Origin of the sequence: Bacillus aquiflavi, from assembly GCF_019915265.1 — a bacterium.
GTDB classification, from domain to species: domain Bacteria; phylum Bacillota; class Bacilli; order Bacillales; family Cytobacillaceae; genus Bacillus_BT; species Bacillus_BT aquiflavi.
The window spans coordinates 3,070,617-3,088,479 of sequence record NZ_CP082780.1 but is presented as its reverse complement, the minus strand read 5'-3'; the positions used below and the strand labels follow the sequence as shown (position 1 = coordinate 3,088,479).

At 33.1% G+C, this 17,863-nt stretch carries 15 protein-coding genes and 2 pseudogenes; 12 read left to right on the top strand and 5 right to left on the bottom strand.

The genetic code is table 11. The features are described from left to right. The first annotated feature begins 326 nt into the window (after nt 1-326). From istA to istB, 3 genes and pseudogenes are all read left to right on the top strand, one after another. A complete protein-coding gene (gene istA, locus K6959_RS19350) occupies nt 327-1,247 on the top strand; it encodes an IS21 family transposase (RefSeq protein WP_262421804.1) in 921 nt (306 codons plus the stop codon). Then, complete coding sequence (locus tag K6959_RS19345) at nt 1,220-1,606, top strand: hypothetical protein (protein WP_262421803.1); 387 nt, start codon at nt 1,220-1,222, stop codon at nt 1,604-1,606. Before istA ends, K6959_RS19345 begins: the two co-directional genes overlap by 28 nt. A 176-nt stretch (nt 1,607-1,782) precedes the next feature. Beyond that, nucleotides 1,783-2,512, top strand: a pseudogene (istB, locus tag K6959_RS14975) (IS21-like element helper ATPase IstB). Between the two features lie 383 nt (nt 2,513-2,895). Here the strand turns inward: istB and K6959_RS19925 are convergent. Continuing rightward, on the bottom strand, nt 2,896-3,045 hold the full coding sequence (locus tag K6959_RS19925) for a trypsin-like serine protease (protein ID WP_223086904.1): 150 nt from the start codon (nt 3,043-3,045) through the stop codon (nt 2,896-2,898). Nucleotides 3,046-4,389: 1,344 nt separating this feature from the next. On the opposite strand from K6959_RS19925, the gene K6959_RS14965 reads away from it, so the two are divergent. From K6959_RS14965 to K6959_RS19920, 3 genes are all read left to right on the top strand, one after another. After that, on the top strand, nt 4,390-5,616 hold the full coding sequence (locus tag K6959_RS14965; protein ID WP_262421802.1) for an MFS transporter: 1,227 nt from the start codon (nt 4,390-4,392) through the stop codon (nt 5,614-5,616). Nucleotides 5,617-5,869: 253 nt separating this feature from the next. Beyond that, nucleotides 5,870-6,040, top strand: coding sequence for a competence protein ComK (locus tag K6959_RS14960; RefSeq protein WP_223086902.1), 171 nt, complete (start codon nt 5,870-5,872; stop codon nt 6,038-6,040). Nucleotides 6,041-6,058: 18 nt separating this feature from the next. Beyond that, entirely contained in the window at nt 6,059-6,352 is a 294-nt protein-coding gene (locus K6959_RS19920) for a competence protein ComK (RefSeq protein ID WP_223088404.1), read from the top strand. A gap of 239 nt (nt 6,353-6,591) precedes the next feature. Here K6959_RS19920 and K6959_RS14950 read toward each other — a convergent pair whose 3' ends face one another. Further along, entirely contained in the window at nt 6,592-6,750 is a 159-nt protein-coding gene (locus tag K6959_RS14950) for a hypothetical protein (protein WP_163243394.1), read from the bottom strand. Nucleotides 6,751-7,229: 479 nt separating this feature from the next. Between K6959_RS14950 and K6959_RS14945 the strand changes: the two genes are divergently transcribed. Continuing rightward, nucleotides 7,230-7,715, top strand: a complete 486-nt coding sequence (locus tag K6959_RS14945; RefSeq protein ID WP_163243397.1) for a sigma-70 family RNA polymerase sigma factor — start codon at nt 7,230-7,232, stop codon at nt 7,713-7,715. Nucleotides 7,716-7,794: 79 nt separating this feature from the next. On the opposite strand, the gene K6959_RS14940 is transcribed toward K6959_RS14945, so the two are convergent. Next, a complete protein-coding gene (locus tag K6959_RS14940) occupies nt 7,795-8,571 on the bottom strand; it encodes an alpha/beta fold hydrolase (RefSeq protein ID WP_163243393.1) in 777 nt (258 codons plus the stop codon). Nucleotides 8,572-8,819: 248 nt separating this feature from the next. Further along, the gene (locus tag K6959_RS14935; protein WP_163243392.1) at nt 8,820-10,142 is read right to left on the bottom strand and encodes an MFS transporter; all 1,323 of its coding nucleotides are present in this window, start codon (nt 10,140-10,142) and stop codon (nt 8,820-8,822) included. A gap of 449 nt (nt 10,143-10,591) precedes the next feature. Between K6959_RS14935 and K6959_RS14930 the strand changes: the two genes are divergently transcribed. The 5 genes and pseudogenes from K6959_RS14930 (at nt 10,592) to K6959_RS14910 (ending at nt 16,054) form a co-directional block, all read left to right on the top strand. Further along, nucleotides 10,592-11,254: a hypothetical protein gene (locus K6959_RS14930; RefSeq protein ID WP_163243391.1), complete on the top strand. Its 663-nt coding sequence runs from the start codon at nt 10,592-10,594 to the stop codon at nt 11,252-11,254. Between the two features lie 15 nt (nt 11,255-11,269). Then, nucleotides 11,270-11,896, top strand: a complete 627-nt coding sequence (locus K6959_RS14925) for a hypothetical protein (protein ID WP_223086901.1) — start codon at nt 11,270-11,272, stop codon at nt 11,894-11,896. A gap of 74 nt (nt 11,897-11,970) precedes the next feature. Then, on the top strand, nt 11,971-12,480 hold the full coding sequence (locus K6959_RS14920) for an efflux RND transporter periplasmic adaptor subunit (RefSeq protein ID WP_223086899.1): 510 nt from the start codon (nt 11,971-11,973) through the stop codon (nt 12,478-12,480). Nucleotides 12,481-13,213: 733 nt separating this feature from the next. After that, nucleotides 13,214-14,086, top strand: coding sequence for a helix-turn-helix domain-containing protein (locus K6959_RS14915; protein WP_223086897.1), 873 nt, complete (start codon nt 13,214-13,216; stop codon nt 14,084-14,086). Nucleotides 14,087-14,692: 606 nt separating this feature from the next. Then, a pseudogene (locus tag K6959_RS14910) lies at nt 14,693-16,054 on the top strand (IS4 family transposase). 320 nt (nt 16,055-16,374) lie between these two features. Here K6959_RS14910 and K6959_RS14905 read toward each other — a convergent pair. Then, the gene (locus K6959_RS14905; protein WP_163239088.1) at nt 16,375-17,610 is read right to left on the bottom strand and encodes an IS110 family RNA-guided transposase; all 1,236 of its coding nucleotides are present in this window, start codon (nt 17,608-17,610) and stop codon (nt 16,375-16,377) included. Nucleotides 17,611-17,863 lie beyond the last annotated feature (253 nt).

Genomic DNA, 17,863 nt, shown 5'->3' with positions numbered 1-17,863 from the left:
ATGATTACTCACTATACTTTTTTTCTTGCAATCGTTTACAACTTGATTCTTTTGCCAATTTCTCTCTGCGAAAGTTAAATACTCATTTCTTAACATGTTTTTTAAGAAATTTATCCATCTCTTTATGTATTTTTTTTACCTAGATTTAATCTGTTTGAATAATAATTACCGATATGGATCCCAATGATTGTTTAATGCAAAATAAAAGTTAAGAGTATTGCAACCAAAATGTTAGAAGGTTGCACATATAAAAAAGGCTTGCCAGCCCTCTCAATATACCCTACCGTTATTGGTGTCTAATCAATTAAAGGTGGGGGGATGAAAGGATGCTAGCAATGCCTGAAATTAATCATATCAAAAAATTAAGGAATATAAAATCCTTGTCAATCAACGAAATCTCAAAACGCACTGGTTTTAGTTGGACAACTGTCAAAAAGTATGCAGATGAAGATCAGTTACCTGAAGAAAACGTAGTTGTAAAAAAGGGGATGATGTATGAGGAAAAGTGGGGAGAAATTGTCATTGATTGGCTAGTTGAGGATTATGCACTTAAAAAGAAACTAAGAAGGAATAACACGATTCTGTTTAAGCAATTACAGAAGTTAGATTTTCCCGGTTCTTATCGAACCGTTTGTAACTTTATCAAAGAAGAATGGAAAGAAAAAATGTTGGATGAAGCGGATGAATGGAAAGTAGAATACGAAAGGCTGACTCATCCACCCGCTGAAGCTCAAGTAGACTTTGGAATTACAGAGGCAATCGAAGATGGCAAAGTGAAAGACATACATTGTTTAGTGATGAGTTTCCCGTATAGTAACGGGGGGTTTGCAGTTCCTTTAAGGGCAGAAAACCAGGAATGTTTTTTGGAAGGTCTTAAAGTACTTTTTGATGAAGCAGGTTTTGTACCAAGAAAGCTTCGTTTGGATAATCTTTCGGCAGCGGTTGTTAAAGCAAGAAGCCGGAATCAAGAAACTATTTTCACTGAGGCATTTCAACGTTTTGCGAGTTATTACGGATTTGAAGCACAAGCCTGTAATCCGAGAAAAGGAAATGAAAAAGGACACGTAGAAAACAAGGTTGGATATGTTCGTTATAACTTTTTCACTCCATCCCCCGTCATTAAAGATTTAATTCACTTGCGCGAGTTGTTATTTGAACATTCTAAAAACAAGACCATCAACGCCTTCATTACAAGAAGAAGCTCGTTATCGCAGATTTATTGGAGGAAGAAGGGAAATTTGGATTAGCTTTACCTGAAGTAGATTATCCAGTATTTAAACAATCAATGGTAACAGCTAACAAATATGGTGAAGTCCGTATTGATGGAGCATTGATTCATGTGCCTAGAAGTTACCACTATAGCAGTTTATATTTGATTTTGTATTGGGATCACTACAAAGTTGTTTCTACAAATGGTGAGCTCCTCTCTAAAGGACCCCGACCGTATATGAATCAAACGAGAGAAATCCCCATGGCAATCTATATTAAAAAATTGGAGCTGGAAGCCACGATCCATTGTATATTCTCGGTATTTTCCTTATTTGCCTGGAAGAATTGCACATTACTTAAATATCGAATCAACAACACTAAGAAAAGAGCGTGTTGAGTGGTTATTAAGTCTAATTCTAAATCATGACATGCAAGAAATAGATGAACGATTCTATGAATTATTACCAGAAGAAGTTTACGGTGATTCTACGAACCACCCTTATGATGTGGACTGGAATATCTATGATTCCCTCCAACCCATGAATGATTCTCCTGCAAAGGAGGCTGTAAAGCATGTCTGACTTGATTAAAGAAAGGTGTAAGATGCTTCGTTTAGCATACGTTTCCGACCTGTATCAGAAGATACCCTTCGAGAGTCCAAAACAGTATCTAATGGAATTATTACAGCAGGAGATCGATTTAAGAGAACTAGCAAAAGGTGAACGTTTAATCAAAAAAAGCAAAATTTATGAATGAAAAAGAGTATAACGAGTACCAATGGGGTGAGCACATTCACTTTCCGCCAAACATTAATAGAGAAAGTCTTGAATCCCTTTCTTTTATTATTAAAAAAAAAGAAAACGTAATTTTAACTGGAGCCCCCGGAACAGGAAAATCACATTTAGCCACTGCATTAGGTCGAAAAGCTTGTAGAAGTGGATATGAAGTCCGTTTCTACCGAGTCGCCGATTTAATAGAGCTATTGGAAAAATCATGGGCCGAAGGTCGATTTCAACTTTTTCGTAACAAGTTTACTAAAGTCGATATGATCATTCTAGATGAAATGGGATACGCGCCTTTTAGCAAGGACGGAGCGGAATTATTATTTCAATTGATTTCCGATTGGTATGAACAAAAGAGCCTTGTGATTACGTCAAATTTGGAGTTTAGTCAGTGGAATAAAGTATTCGTTGACGCACGCTTAACAGCTGCCTTGGTCGATCGAGTGATTCATCACGCTCATATTTTTTTAAGTTTTACAGGTGATAGTTATCGCGTAAAACACGCTTTATCGAATCGTTAATACAAAGAAACTAAGGGCTGGCAAAGTTCTAAACTTTTCGTTGCATTTTTATAAACTTTTTACTTGCAAAACACAATGATTTCATTTTTATTATTTAAGATGGGTTCACCTGATTGTCCTGCTGTAGTATCAATTTCATAATAAATTATGTTATTATTTTCGCTAACAACTTTCCCTGTATGCTCATATTGAGAAACTATCCCAGTTTCAATAAGTTTATCATTAGGATATTCGACTATTCTTATCGATGTATTTGTAAATTTATTTACTTTTTTTATCTTATTAATTTTGTTATTTTCCCCAATAGGATTTTCAAGCTTTATAACTGCATAATCATATTTAGAATTTCCTTGGGTATATGTATTCCTTTGGTATAAAATACTCTACTGAATCTGAAGAATTAAATAGGAATTCATCATTATGGACGCCAGGAATATTTTATTATTTCTATAGAATTTATTATTAACAATATAGTATACACAATGAGCGGCAGTTAATACTTTGTCGTCAGCTATTAATGTACCCGTACACATTATATCTAATAAAAATAAAAAAGAAATAGCTGAATAAGGTATTTCCGTAGAATCTTCTACTTTAACTCGATCATCGTCTCCAATAATAGATTGAATATCAATTTATCTTTTTACTCCACTAGCATTTGTAATACTTTGTCCAAATAACATTACAAAAACAAAAGCAAGAACTATCAATTTTATACTATATTTCATTTTATAATTATCCTCATTTATTAAATATTTCGAGCTTTTTCATCAGATTTTTTGACTAAATCCCCAATTTTTGCAAGAGCAAAAAACAAAAAATACATGATAGTAAAATATACAAATTTGTTATACACATTACTAAATTAACAATATGAATATAAGATAGACTAAGTTCCATATAACAAAAAAATAGAACAAACTGCGTTAATTCAAGTAATAAATATGTTCCTTTATTGGCTATTCCAATATACTCAAATAGTAAAGATGCTTATAGGTATTAATAGGATAAAGCCAACAAAAATATTTAAAGATAAGAAAATTGGTCCATAAGAACTAGTAAATTGTAAATCTAAAATCATACTAGCTAAATACTGAATTCCCATCATTACACTTACAATGATGGCTATGACAATTATTAGATATAAAGGTAATAAAATATAATCTTTTATTTTCATTAATTAATATAACAGTAAGACTGCAAAATAAAGCATTAACTGTCTTACTGATCCCCTTTTAGTTTGTTTTTATAATAAAAATGAAACAATAATATTCGCTATATCATCAGCAACACTTTTAGGGATACCGACTGATTGAAAAGCTTTAGATAATCCCCTTTTAGTAGCATTTTCAGCTTTGTCAAGACCATCAGCAATTTTTAATCGATATTTTTTAATTGTATTTGCTGCAGATTTACTTAGAGGTTTTAAGGCTACTTCAAGTACCCATCCCCCTGCTCTTAATGCACTAGCAAAATTATTTGTTTAAAGAAAGCTGACTAATACGTTAATCCCTAAATAAATTCTATAAATATGGAATATCCCCTTCTTTTTTTGCACAAATATTTAGCAACTATATAAAAATGAAAGCTGTTCCATAAAAGAACGCTCGCTTTTCATCCTTATTATTCAATCCCATTTAATTTTTGTTGTTATAGTAGCAAAAACAATAACAATAACAGTAGTCTGTGTTAGCATATTTTTATATCATTAGAACAATGAGCCCAAAACAACAATTTTTTTAACATCGTAATAAAAAACAAACTTGAACAGTATGATAAAATATTTATAACTAAACTTTGTAGAAATAAAAAGAATTTTGGAGTACTACGAGTTAAGGGGATTTTCAAGTTAAAGACGATTATTGGATAGAATTCAGGTGAAAGAATTGAGTACTTTGGCAGAAGAAAGAGAAGGCGGGAAATTATATAAATATACATTAAAGGATAAGGCGTTTAAAAGGATGATGGTTGCAATGACTTGTGCATCTGTCATCGTATTTGCGAATCTTTATTTTGTTCAGCCGATCATGCCTTTATTAGTAAGAGACTTTCGAGTAACTGAAACAACAGCGGGATTATCATTATCAGTTGCAGTTATTTCGATGATTATTGGTTTGCTTTTTTTCGGGTTTTTATCAGATAGAATCGGACGACACAACATTATGATGATTACATTAATTAGTTCGATCATTCCGCTAATCTTTATGCCGTTTGTACCTAGTTTTAATTTGTTTTTATTACTTCGCCTTTTTCAAGGGTTTTTTATAGCTGGTTTACCAGCTGCGGCAATTGCTTATATTAGTGAAGAAGTCTCTCCTCGGGGTGTTAGTGTCGGCATTGCTACATATATTGCCGCAAATGGACTTGGGGGAATGGCAGGCCGAGTGTTTGTCGGCTACGCAGCCGATGTATTTAAGTGGGAAACATCAATTTATTTATTATTTAGTTTAAGTTTAGTTTTTTTCCTTGTTTTTTATTTTTTATTGCCGCGTTCACGTTTCTTTGAGCCTAGTAATACTTCATATAAGAAAGATATACATGGTATGCTTGTGCATGGGAAAAACAAAAAGCTCATTCCAGTTTTTATTATGGGTGTTATTTTACAATTCTCATTTACTGGAGCGTGGACTTATTTACCTTTTTATCTAGAACAAGAACCGTTTTTTTTGACAGTAAAGGATATTTCTTTTACTTATTTTGCATATACGGCAGGAATTGTTGGATCAATGGTAGCAGGAAGACTGGCTGTTCATATACCTAAGACAAAGATCGTATTTACTGGAGTAATTACTTTAATCGCTGGCTCTTGGATAACGTTAGTACCATCGTTAACGACTGTTATTATTGGACTTTGTTTAACGTGTCTTGGTTTTTTCACTGCCCATTCTTTAATGGCCGCAATTGTGAACGAACGTGCAACCCATCATAAAGGCGGGGCATCTAGTATGTATTTAGTCTGCTATTATGTGGGTGTTGCAACCGGGGGAACAATAAGTGGTGTTCTTTGGAATAGCTTCGGTTGGATTGGTGTCCTTTCAATATCCTTTCTTCTTATTCCGCTCGTCCTATGGGTGTTTTTTGGAGTGAGAAGGAAGGATAGCTAACGTTTACAACCTTTCTTTTTTACTTGCTTTTCGTTAAAAGTTCCGAACACGTCTAATTGAGAAGTATTTACTTCAAATATGCCAATGTTTATAAGCTGACAGCTAACGTAAATAGTTAGCTGTTTTGATTTGTTTGCTCAATTGTGTGAGACTACAATCTCACATAAATAAGACGAATCTATTTTAAAAAAAATGAAAATTAATGGAAAATCATGGTTTTTAGTAGTATGATAGTTTTTAGGAGGGAGATAAAATGGTAGTTAAAGAAAACTATTTAATTTCCACATCTACGATGGGGCTGAAAGAGGCACTTCATCCAGAATATGAAACAATAATTTATGATCAAAAAGGAACTTATTATTCGAAGAAGAAGGCAGTGGATCTATTAAATGAAGCTTGTATTTTGAAAGATGGTGCAGATTAATCAGGAAAAGTAAAAGCTATTCGCACAGTCCTTGAATATACTAAGAAAACTCCGCTAATCATTTCCCTACAAGAATCTATATACACATTTCCAACCAAATCTCCAGATCATTTTGATTGTAGATGGGTTTTCCCACAGCATATTTATAAGTATGATGATAAAAACGGGAAAAATAGAGTCATTTTTAACAATGGGGAACAATTTGACATTAATTGCTCACCCTATACATTTAGAAAACAATGGTATCGTTCTTCGCACTGCATTATTTATTATTCAAAACCTTCAAAAATACAAATAGTAGTAAAAGAATAATTTGTAATATGAATCTGGGACGTTTCATTTTTGTTGTTGTATGAATTATGTAAAAAGTAGATAAGTTTAGTGGCGATCAAAATAAAACACAATGAAAGCTGTCTAATTATTAAGCTAGACAGCTTTCATTGTGTTTTATTTTTTAACTTTCCGTTAAGGAAGTCTTTAGGTTTTAAGAGGTGATATGACATTCATTTGATCAATTTTGGAAATTATTATCTCATTTTTTACGTAATAAATTATTCTCCAGATTTTTCAGTATTTGTTTCTTCAGAGTTTTCTGTTTCCTCTGTTTTTGTTTCGTCTTCAGTATTTTTATCATTGTTACATCCCGTCATAACTCCCACTAGCATAAATGCTGCCATAAACGTTAGTAGCCATTGTTTAAAGCCTTTCATATTCCTTCCTCCTCATAGTTTCAAATTAACTTACAATCTTATGATACAAAAAGTAAAGGAAAATTAGGAGTGTAATTGTAAAAGATTTACACTTTGTAATCGTTTCTTAAGCTTTCTAAAACATTTTTTTACAAAACTTTAACCAAATTAGATCTTTTATCTCTTTATTATTATTATTTTAAACCAATTTTCCTATAATTGTTGAATTAAACGGATAAATAAGAAAATGATGAGGGATAACGTTTATCTGACTAATTACAGGAAAGTTGGAATCATTTTATGCTTTCTTAAATTTAAATGAAAGATTAAATATTTTGTCGGAAACATAAAATTTTAGTAAGGGATTTTTTAACTTTTTTATGTTTTATTTGTAGTTATAGTAGATAAGTTTGTTCGTATATTTTTTTAATCCATTTATTGTAGAACATAACCCGGGAATTTAGAAGGTTAGCGTGCGTTTTCCAGAAGGGAAATTTGAAATGGATAGTTTTGATCAATTAGTTAAGCAATATTCTCCAATGATCCACAAAATTATTAAGTCATTACACATTTATAAAAACAGAGAGGAATACTATCAAATCGGATTAATAGCTCTTTGGGATGCTGCCATTCGGTTTGATCATAAAAAGGGTCGTTTTATAAGCTATGCATACATGTATATAAGGGGAAGAATAATGACAGAGCTAACTAAATCATGTAAAGGCGAGGAAATAAGCTTCTATCCAAAGGAAGAGTTTTGGGATTCTATTATTGATTTTTCGCCAAAAGATCCCCTTGAGCTTGAAGTTTTGCTATCGTATTGTACAGGACTAACATTAAAACAGCGTAAATGGGTGATATATACCTTTTACTTTGGGTTGAGACAAACTGAAATTGCCTTAATTGAACAAATATCAATAAGTGCTGTAAAACAATATCGTAAGGCGGCATTATGTAAGATTAAGGCGAATATTTTATCACAATAATTGTATAGCGTATTGTGAGATTCCCACCTTAACAAAAGCGAAGGTGGGATCTTTCATTCTAGTGATAAATACTTCACTATTAGTAATTCAGGCTTTGGATAAATTGAATAGTTGCTTTGTTAAACTTTTGTGGCTGGTCAATATTACATACGTGGCCCGAGTTTTTCAATGTAATAAGGTGTAACTCTGGCTGTCTACTTACAAGCTCTTTCACAGGGGCTAAAAATAAATAATCTTCTTCGCCCATAATAAAAAGAGTGGGGATCCCTTTTACATTTAATTGGAGATTTTTCAAAAAGGGATTAATAGATTTTGTCAAGGAAAACCAGCGTACGAACTCTTTTTGACACATTTTTTTAGCTTGCTGAATAAAGACTATACGAGATTCTTTATGATGGGAATATGGCATTATAATCGTTGCAAATAATTTATAAAGCCACATATAAGGGATGATGGATTTAAATAGACGGCCAACTGTTAAAAGAAATTTTGCCCTAATATTAAGTTTAATGACTGCACCGCCAAGAATTGTTGATAAAACCCGATTAGGATATTCTTGTGCAAGTGTTTGAATAACGATTGTTCCCAATGAAATCCCGACAAAATGAGATGAGGAAATGTTTAAATGGTCAAGGACCTTTATGACATCCTCTGCAACTTGAATAAAAGTGTCATTCTTTTTCCACGTATCTTTTTTTGATTTTCCGTGTCCACGTAAATCAATACATAAAATATTAAAATGATTTTTGTATTCCTTAATTTGTTTGTACCAAATACTTGAACTTCCTCCTGCTCCATGAATAAAAGTAACCCATGAATACGACGGATCCGTTTCATATAGTCGATAGTGTAACACTTGCAGTTCTGGACCCCATTTCTATTCTATTAATCTAAAAACTCAATATCTTTATTTAAACATTTTTAATTCTATAAGAGCAAGTTAATTTCATATATTAAAAAAATCGATCATTTTTCAATTACATAATGTTTAATAAGGAGCCACCATCAAAAGTTTTTTGTAGACTTTTAGAATTAAAAAAGAGGTCTATCATTGATCGTTCAAACGATCAATGATAGACCTCTTAGAATAGTTTATGATAAAGATTAGATTTCGTTTGTTTCTGGAATTTTAGAATGGATAATCAACCCAATTAAAGTTAAAATCATCAATGAACCGAGAGCCATTCTGCTAGCTATGTTTCCATAGTCAGCGAAAATGAGGGTGATGCTTCCGTAAATAAGCGGTCCAACTACCGCCGATATTTTCCCTGAAAAAGCAAACAAACCAAAAAACTGCCCACGTTTATTTTCAGGGGTTAATTCAACAATAAGTGTGCGAGTTGTTACCCACATAGACCCAAGAGCCACACCAAACATACTTCCTGCTATCCAAAACATTCCTTCATTTACGGCAAAAACAGCTATTAATAAAGCCACTAGCAGCAATATTCCAACATAATGGACTCCTTTTTTAGCTCCTTTTGCTTTAGTTACATATCCGAAAATAAAAGAACCGATAATACTTGAAACGGTTGAGACAAGATATAACAGAATAAATTTACCTGTTGAAAAACCAACAATCGTTTTGGCATAGACAGACATCATTGCGATTGTAGTAGCGATTGCATCATTTAAGAAGAAATAGGCAATCATAAAGATGAATATAGGTTTATACAATCGCATCTCTTTAAATGTTTGGAAAATTTCTCGATAGCCGGCTAGAAAAGATTGTTTCTTTTTAGGTACAATTGGTTTATCTTTTACAAATAAAAAAAATGGGATTGAAAAAATAAGAAATAAAAGTGCAGATGGAATGAAAGCTTTATGGAATCCTCCGTTACTCACTAACGGATATACCGATAAACCAACTAAAGTACCGACATAGCCTACCGCAACTCCAAATCCAGATATAAGCGGAATTTCTTGTTTGGAGCCTAAATCAGAAATAATAGAATCATAGAACACTAAGCTTGAATGGTAAAAAAATTTTGCAATAATAAATAAGATTACAACGAGTACAAGTGATGTAGGCAATCCAAATGTTTTACCAGGTATCGTACCTGCTCCAAAAACCCCCATAAGTAAAGTTGAAGAGATTGTTATCAGTGTAAAGACAACAATATATTTCTTTTTCCGTCCAGTTCGATCGATTAATACGCCAAAAAGTGGTGAAAAGATAACTAGAAAAATACTTGCAACTGCATTAGAATACGAGACAAATGTACTGGCAATTTGATTCAATACTTCATTTTCTCCAATTACTTCTTGCAAGTAAAACGGAAAAAATATTGTATTGATATTTGAAGAAAAGATTGTATTTGCAAAGTCGTAAAGTGCCCAAGATATGATAGGTAAAGAAAAATAAAGCTGCCATGCTTTTTTACGTGAAACCTTTTCAGCAGTATGTAGCTCATGCTGTTGTTCCATTTCCCCAACTCCTTTTTTTATATATACCTTTGTTACAATTCTATATTAAGGTAGGAAGTCCTTTTACTTTACAATCTTTTAACATCAATAAAATATGTTTTAAGAAAACAATGTTCGAATATTATTTAAAATGGAGATGTATTCGACAACAAAACGATGGAATAATCTTAAACAAACGTTTGTTTAGGCAGACTAACGACAGTTGTTAATACGAATTGACATGATCATTTGAAGGGTAGGTAAGATTTGTAAAATATATAGGATGACGAGTGTATGAGAACTAGATTAGGAAAGTAGGATAAAAAATCGATAGTCATTTCTCCTAGATTTTTTGAGGGATCTTTTTAATTTTAGTACTTTTTCCTTGCTAAGTTAAAACTGCATAATTTTCCTTTTTAAGATAAAATAGTAATAGATAATCATTTCACGATTTCTGGAGGAGCACAAACATGAACTATAATGTGAGATTATTAAGGGGAATATTCCGTCCTAATATATATTTATATCAACTGCAGCAAGCTGAAGTAATTAGCGGATTTTGGCTGCGGCTGGTTATGTTAATAGGTGGCAGTGTTCTCATATCAGCACTAGGCGGTTATTATGGACTTGGATCGGAAGGGTTTTCTCATGAATTAACTACTTTAGATAAAAGTGAGTTTGCAGCTAGGAAATTGTTTTTTGTCGGCGGAAATATATTATGGGGATTTATTTATCCGATGCTCATGACTTTTTTTCCTGCCCTATTTTATTGGATTGTACTAGAAGTGAATTTTCTAAAAGCAACTGTTATGCAACTGTTAGTTATAGTTGTTTTATTAGTAGAAGAGCTACTATTAGTTCCTCTTATGATCTTTCTTGAAATAAGTAAAATAGATTCTCCGTTCGCATTAGGAGTGATCGTGCAATATTTAACAGCAAATGACTTAATAAAACATTTTGCCGGCACCTTTTCTATTTTTTTTATTTGGGTCATTATCATTCAATATAAGACGTTAATAGCACTTTCAGAAAAAAGCAAAAGGTTCATTTTTCTAATCGTATTAGGGATAAATATCATTATTTGGGTTACATCTTCAATAGTAAGCTATTTAAATATTGAAAAGCTTATATAAAGGGTGTTGATTTCCATGAAAAAATGGCTAATTAGAATACTTCTATTATCGTTGGTTCTGTTTGTTTTTTTGAATATTTACCTAATAGTTAAAAAAGATAGTAAAGTCGAACGAGTTGTTTACCTCGATCAATGGACATCAGTCAAAGTTGGCGATTTGACACAAACTATTGCAACTTCAGGAGTTGTTGCACCAGCAGAAGAACATCACATTTATTTTGATTCAAAGCTCGGTTCCTTTAAACAATTTTTTGTTAAGCAAGGAGAACATATTACACCAGGAACTTCTTTATATGAATATAACGAAGTTAATCTTGAACGGGAAATACATAGACTTGAAACAGAGAAGAATAAGATTGATCAGCAAATTATGAGTTTGGAAGAGCATATTTATCATTTAGACAATTATAAATCTTCCCTTCAGTTTAATGAGGAAGAGCAGGGAACGGCGAAGACAATTGAGATTAATATAGATAAAGATATATTAAATAAGGAATTAGAAAAGGATATGCTGCTAAATGAAGCAGAAAAATACGAAGAGCAGATTAATGCTTTAAAAGATCAATCCGATACACTCATTGTTGAAAGTGAAGTCGAAGGAATTGTGAAAGAGATTAATGTTGGTTTAAAAAAAATCCTTTGATCACAATTAGCTCAGTCGTACCTGTTATTAAAGGTGATTTAACGGAAGAAGAGCGTAATAAAATAACCGAAGGGATGAAAGTTAATATTTATTCAGATATTAAAAAAGGAAAAATGACAGGATCAATTGAGCAAATATCCCCATTGCCTGCTGATGGTCCAAAAGTTGAAGGAAAAAGTTTATATCCGTTCACCGTGAAACTAGAAGAAGGTGAAGGAACGGAACTTTACTCTGGAATGCATGTCAATTTATCAGTTATTTTTAAAAAATTAACAGATGTTTTAATTATTCCTCAAAATAGTATTGCAAAAAAGAGTAATCATCATTATGTTTTTATCATTAATCATAAAGGCAAACTTCAAAGGCGGAAGATTAAACCGGGATTGAAGGTTAACGGAAAACAAGAAATTATTGACGGATTAAAACAGGGGGAGCTCGTAGTATTATCAATTACGAAGAAAAGTGATGATAAACCTTCGATAATTACACCATTGCAATTATCTGATGTAAATAAAAAGTCGTTAAAACAAATGACGAAAAGGCAAGTTCTCAAATATATTTTACTCGGAGTTACAAAAAGCTAAATGCCAGTCCCCTTTTAACAGGGGGCTGTGTTTATCTACAAATCAATATTTTAAACATTTAAATCGTTATCAGTTAAGGTGAAAGCTTATAACAATAAATGAGACTATTTGTCAAACTGAAAACACTCTGTTCATTATTGGCTTATTTCTCTTCTGACGAAATCGATCAGAGAAAAAAGCACGCTTTCTCCTCGTTTTAAATAGTTAGACGAACTTTTTCAGCATAGCAAGGCATGTGAGATTGAAGTCTCATAGGAATGGACCTAGAAACATAGCAAAAAATAAAAAAAGTGCACTTTCATTATGAAAGTGCAATGTTGCAGAGAGATTAGTTATAAGAAAAGAGCCCAAGTAAATAGACATGGAATATGAAATATTCCTTGAGGATGAAAGAATAAATAATTATCAAATTACCTTAAAATTAAAAAATTGTCGGTAACTCTTGAGGTGTAACATTTGTTTCAGCTGACGTTAGCGTAATACCTGCGACACTAAATATAATGGTAAATACAGTAACTAGTAATAGTAAACGCTTTTTCAAGAAAAAATTCCCCCCTTATATTAAAAATTTTATTAAATATTAACTATTAATTTTATTAAAACATAGTTTTCATTTAGGCAATTTCATTAATTTAGCTGTTTAAGCAGAAAAAAAGTCCAAAAATGTTTTCTTTGCTAGAATAGAAGATGAATATTATAACTTTAGGAATATTTTTTTGAGGTGAAGTCAAAAATGGATTTTTTTGCAATTGGCAAAAAAATTAAAGAGTTGAGAAAAGTATTGGGGTTGTCACAAGAAGAACTAGCAAATGGTATTTGTACCCAAGCACAAATTAGTAAAATTGAAAAAGGGGACGTATATCCATATGCTACAACTTTATATCTAATTTCTCAACGACTAGGGGTTGACGTAAACTATTTTTTTGATATAGGTACAACACCTCGTCTTGATTATGTACAAGAAGTTTACAAGCAACTAACATATACACGAAGAAATTCAAATTATGAAGAAATGGCACAAATAGTGAAACTCGAAGAAAAAAATCCTCTTTTTACTCAAAATAATAAAAATTTGCAGCTCTTGCTTTGGCATAAAGGAATATGTGAATATATGCTTAATCGTGATAAAGAAAAAGCGATAAAAACACTTGAAAAAGCCATCTTATTAACAAAGACGACGGAAAAGGTTTGGTCGGAAAGAGAAATCGAAGTATTGCTTAGTATAGGCTCCATTTATTTCGAGGAGCAAAACTATAAAAAAACAATTGATACATATTTGTTAGCTAAAGAGCATTTAGAACAGCTGCCCTTTCTCAATGATCATACAATTTATTGCCGCTTACATTATAATATAGCTCGCGTGTTAACGAGACTGCACCGTTATAATGAATCCTTTTTTCATTGTAAAGAAGGGATAAAATGGTGTATTGAGAAGGACAATTTATATTTATTGGGTGAGCTTTATTACCATATTGGCTACAATTATGAGATTCAAGGTCATTTTAAAAAGGCTAAGCAACATATGAAAAAGGCTTTAGTTGTTTTCGAACTACAACAAGATGATAAATATAAACAATTTATATCTGAAAAAATAAAAAAATGGTGAAAGCCGCTATTGGGATGTAAATTATATAGGGTTTCTAATGTTCAGTCATTAAGCCGATTATAACTTCTGTCAAAACTACAAGAAACAGCTATAGTCATTTTTAAAATTAGGTTTTTATCAAATTTCAAAAAAAATAACACTAATGAAACTAACAAAACAATGCTTATACAAGGAATAATACTCGTAAAACTAAGTATATTTGTATCATAGTTAGGAATTAAGTTAGGTCATATTCCTATAATAAACTTTAAACTAAACATATAGAAACTTATATAGAATGAAATCCCCCTTTTTTATTAATACTGTTTTGAGTCTAATTATTATTACATATGGATCTTCTAATAAACATAGAAAACAACAAAAATACAAACATCTAAAAAGAATCGTCACTGTCGATTCTTTTTTTATTGAAAAAAGCTTAAAGATATACACTTATTAACTCAACTTTCGCAGTGTAAAAATAACATATAATCGTTATCCGGTATAAGACATTCAGTACTTCATTATGTTCCTTGACAAAAGTATTTATAAAAGAAAAACACCCCAACCTTTGGTATAGTTTAATTGTCGAGAAAAAACTACCAAATAGATGAGGTGCCTCCTACTATGATAGCGAATAATGACCAAAATAATCAACTACCAAATGATTTGAAATCTACATTTAATGAATTACAGATTCTTAAACACTTATGGAATGCTGGAATTACAAAAGACTTCGGGTTCTCTTGTGCATATCTTTTCAAGCTTGTTTTTTGTTTGATATTTGAAACAAAAAAATTGGTTTCGTCTACTCGAGAGTAAGAAATCTGAAAACCTTCCCGAGAAAGATACTATTTATCGCTTTTTAAATCATTCCAAATTTTCTTGGCGTCGATTTTTACTTTTACTAAGCACAGCAACTATTTATAAAGTCAATCGCTTGACCAAAAGTGACCGTCCAAAAGTATTGATCATTGATGATTCTTCATATGAACGAAACCGTAGTAAAAAGGTGGAATTGCTTGCGCGCTGTTTTGACCATGCATCTCATAAAATGCGTTTTTATAAAGGCTTTCGTATGCTTACGCTAGGCTGGTCTGATGGTGCTACCTTCATGCCAATTGATTTCTCGTTATTAAGCTCAAAGAAGTCTAGAATAAATGACATCTCGGATAAAGTAGACAAAGCACTTTAGGTTATAAAAGACGTGTAGAAGCACTACAAACTGCGCCAGAACAGATACCATCTATGATTTCCCGAGCACTTTCTGCAGGAATTGATGCTTCTTACGTGTTAATGGACAGTTGGTTTACCCAACAACCCCTTATTCAATCTATCGTGAAACAAGGCATCGATGTCATCGGTATGGTTAAGGCCACGAATCAACGTTATCTAGTAAATGAAAAGCGAGTCGGGTTAAAAGAACTTTACCGCCTAGCGACACCTACATCAGGAAATAAAAACATCTTGCGCTCCATTCGTACAACGATGGCAAATGGTGTCCAGGTAAAAGTTGTATTCGTCCGAAACCGTAACAAAAGAAGTGAATGGTTAGCCATTTTAAGCACAGATTGCACGTTAACAGAGACAGAAATCATACGAATTTATGGGATGCGCTGGGATATTGAAGTCTTTTTCAAGGCTACAAAATCGCTACTAAAATTACAAAAGGAATTTCAAGGCAGGTCTTATGATTCACTTATAAGCCATACAACCATTGTATTTGCAAGATATATTCTTTTATCATGGCAAAATCGCTGCAGCACAGATGACCGCACACTTGGTGGTATGTTTTACGAACTTTGTGACGAAATAAATGAGCTTGATTGGGCTGTTGCACTTCAACAACTTATCGAGCTTCTTGAAGATGCCTTGGAAAAAACAAATAAGAAATTCAAAAAGTTAATCAAAAGTCAACTACAACAATGGTTTGCCGGATTGCCTAATTATATCAATGCCTACCTGCCTAATTTGGGCTGCGAAAGTTGAGTTATTAAATAAAGAAGTCTCTTCGTCCTTATTTGTGTTAGTGTAAAATTAGTGAAAATAATATATTTTTTCAATTGAAAAAATCAACTTTTACGCATATCCTTATGCTAGGGAAAAATAAATATCTTATAACAATTGAAGTAAAAAGCCCAGTGGTAATATGTCAAGCACTAAAATTCGGTGGATTGGAAATTAATATTGGATTTCATTGAAAAGTGCTTAAAAAGAGTATAACAAATAAACCTCACACTATTTTCAGTTTTTTTACCAATCACTATTAGTGTGAAGCTGGGTGTTTGAAAGGGTCTGAATAAGAAGTTTTAATCTCTCCTTTCAGGTGGTGTGTACAACTGATTGGTGCGTAGTAGCGAAAACACCAATCGTACCAGTTTTCTTGCAGTTAAGACGAGAGCGCGTTTGTGTTTATGTTTTGGAACTTCATCGTACTTTTTTGTGTAAAAAGCTTTATATTCAGAGTCATACTTTCGGATCTTATCGGCAGCTTGAATAAGGTAGTATCGCAAATATTTATTGCCTGTCCTCATTCTTGCCGTTTCTTGGGATTCGAATTCGCCCGATTGGTTTTGGTTCCATACCAAACCAGCATATTTCGCTAAGGCATGATGATCTTTAAATCGCTTTATATCGCCTATTTCGGCTATCAGCCCTGCCGCATAAACGTCTCCAATTCCTTTTACAGACGTTAGAGTTTGCGGTATGCCTTTCATTAACTTGGCAATTTCTTTATCTAGCCGCTTTACTTGTAACTCGATATGTTGAATGGTACTTAGAGTAACTGACATAGAAATATTTACGGGATCCTGCATAGCCTTATTTAACCGATAAGATGATCTAGCCAACTTATGAAGATATTTTGCGATTTCTTCTGGGTTTTCAAATCGGTTCTTCCCTTTATCCTGCAGGAACTCGACGAGTTCTTCGATACTCATTTCAGCGATGGTTTCGGGCTCTAGTTCTTCCATGACAGCCATACTCGTAGCTCCGAATTTATCTGAAAATGGATTATCTTGTCTCAGTCCACTGAACTTTAAAAAGAGCTGGTTAAGAAAATACGTTTTATTTCGGGTAATTTCCCGCATAAAATGAAACCTTGTCCGTGTTAATCGTTGAAGGGCTTCATATTGTATGGCATCTTTCATTTGGGCTGGCAGTCGGCCAAAGCGCAAGTGGTCAGCGATGACCCAGGCATCTATGCGATCGTTTTTCACAAGGGAGTCATACCCTTTTTTAAAACGAGCGACTTTTCTCGCATTTAGTACGTAGATAGAGGCTTGGAACTTAGGTTCATAGCCTTTCATTTGGTCTTGTAGATAATGGGCAAGATGCCAACTGTAAAGATCAGTGGCTTCCATCCCAATCTTCAATTGGTTGGCCTGACTTTTTTCCGCTGCTTCTAGCATTCGTTTGATCAGGGTTGCGGCCCCGTTTTGATCATTAGAAACAGAAAAGTCGGCAAGTGTGGATCCGTCCTGTTTCATGAAATGGACATGATGGGACTTCAAGCTTACGTCTACACCAACAAGCATTTGTGACATACCAATCACCTCCAGTAGGTAAGTTAATCAAGAACGTTCAGACCTGGGTGCCCACGGGAATCATCGATGTCTTCCTCGTCATCAGCACTCAAAGAAAAGAAGTCCATCATGAGCGCTACACTCACTTCTTTTACGGCGGCGCAACCAGTGGTTAGACCTTCAATAATGAACCATGGGTAGCAGGCTTATTAAGCAGTACATCGCGAGATGTCCGCAAGGGGGAAAAGCAATATCCTGATACGATCCTGTCGGG

Bases quoted from the DNA above. Each gene is read 5' to 3' on its own strand.
- K6959_RS14930 (WP_163243391.1), top strand. From the start codon at position 10,592: ATGAACTATAATGTGAGATTATTAAGGGGAATATTCCGTCCTAATATA.
- K6959_RS14925 (WP_223086901.1), top strand. From the start codon at position 11,270: ATGAAAAAATGGCTAATTAGAATACTTCTATTATCGTTGGTTCTGTTT.
- K6959_RS14960 (WP_223086902.1), top strand. From the start codon at position 5,870: ATGGTAGTTAAAGAAAACTATTTAATTTCCACATCTACGATGGGGCTG.
- K6959_RS14945 (WP_163243397.1), top strand. From the start codon at position 7,230: ATGGATAGTTTTGATCAATTAGTTAAGCAATATTCTCCAATGATCCAC.
- istA (WP_262421804.1), top strand. From the start codon at position 327: ATGCTAGCAATGCCTGAAATTAATCATATCAAAAAATTAAGGAATATA.
- K6959_RS14920 (WP_223086899.1), top strand. From the start codon at position 11,971: ATGAAAGTTAATATTTATTCAGATATTAAAAAAGGAAAAATGACAGGA.
- K6959_RS19925 (WP_223086904.1), bottom strand. From the start codon at position 3,045: ATGTGTACGGGTACATTAATAGCTGACGACAAAGTATTAACTGCCGCT.
- K6959_RS14935 (WP_163243392.1), bottom strand. From the start codon at position 10,142: ATGGAACAACAGCATGAGCTACATACTGCTGAAAAGGTTTCACGTAAA.
- K6959_RS14915 (WP_223086897.1), top strand. From the start codon at position 13,214: ATGGATTTTTTTGCAATTGGCAAAAAAATTAAAGAGTTGAGAAAAGTA.
- K6959_RS14950 (WP_163243394.1), bottom strand. From the start codon at position 6,750: ATGAAAGGCTTTAAACAATGGCTACTAACGTTTATGGCAGCATTTATG.
- K6959_RS14905 (WP_163239088.1), bottom strand. From the start codon at position 17,610: ATGTCACAAATGCTTGTTGGTGTAGACGTAAGCTTGAAGTCCCATCAT.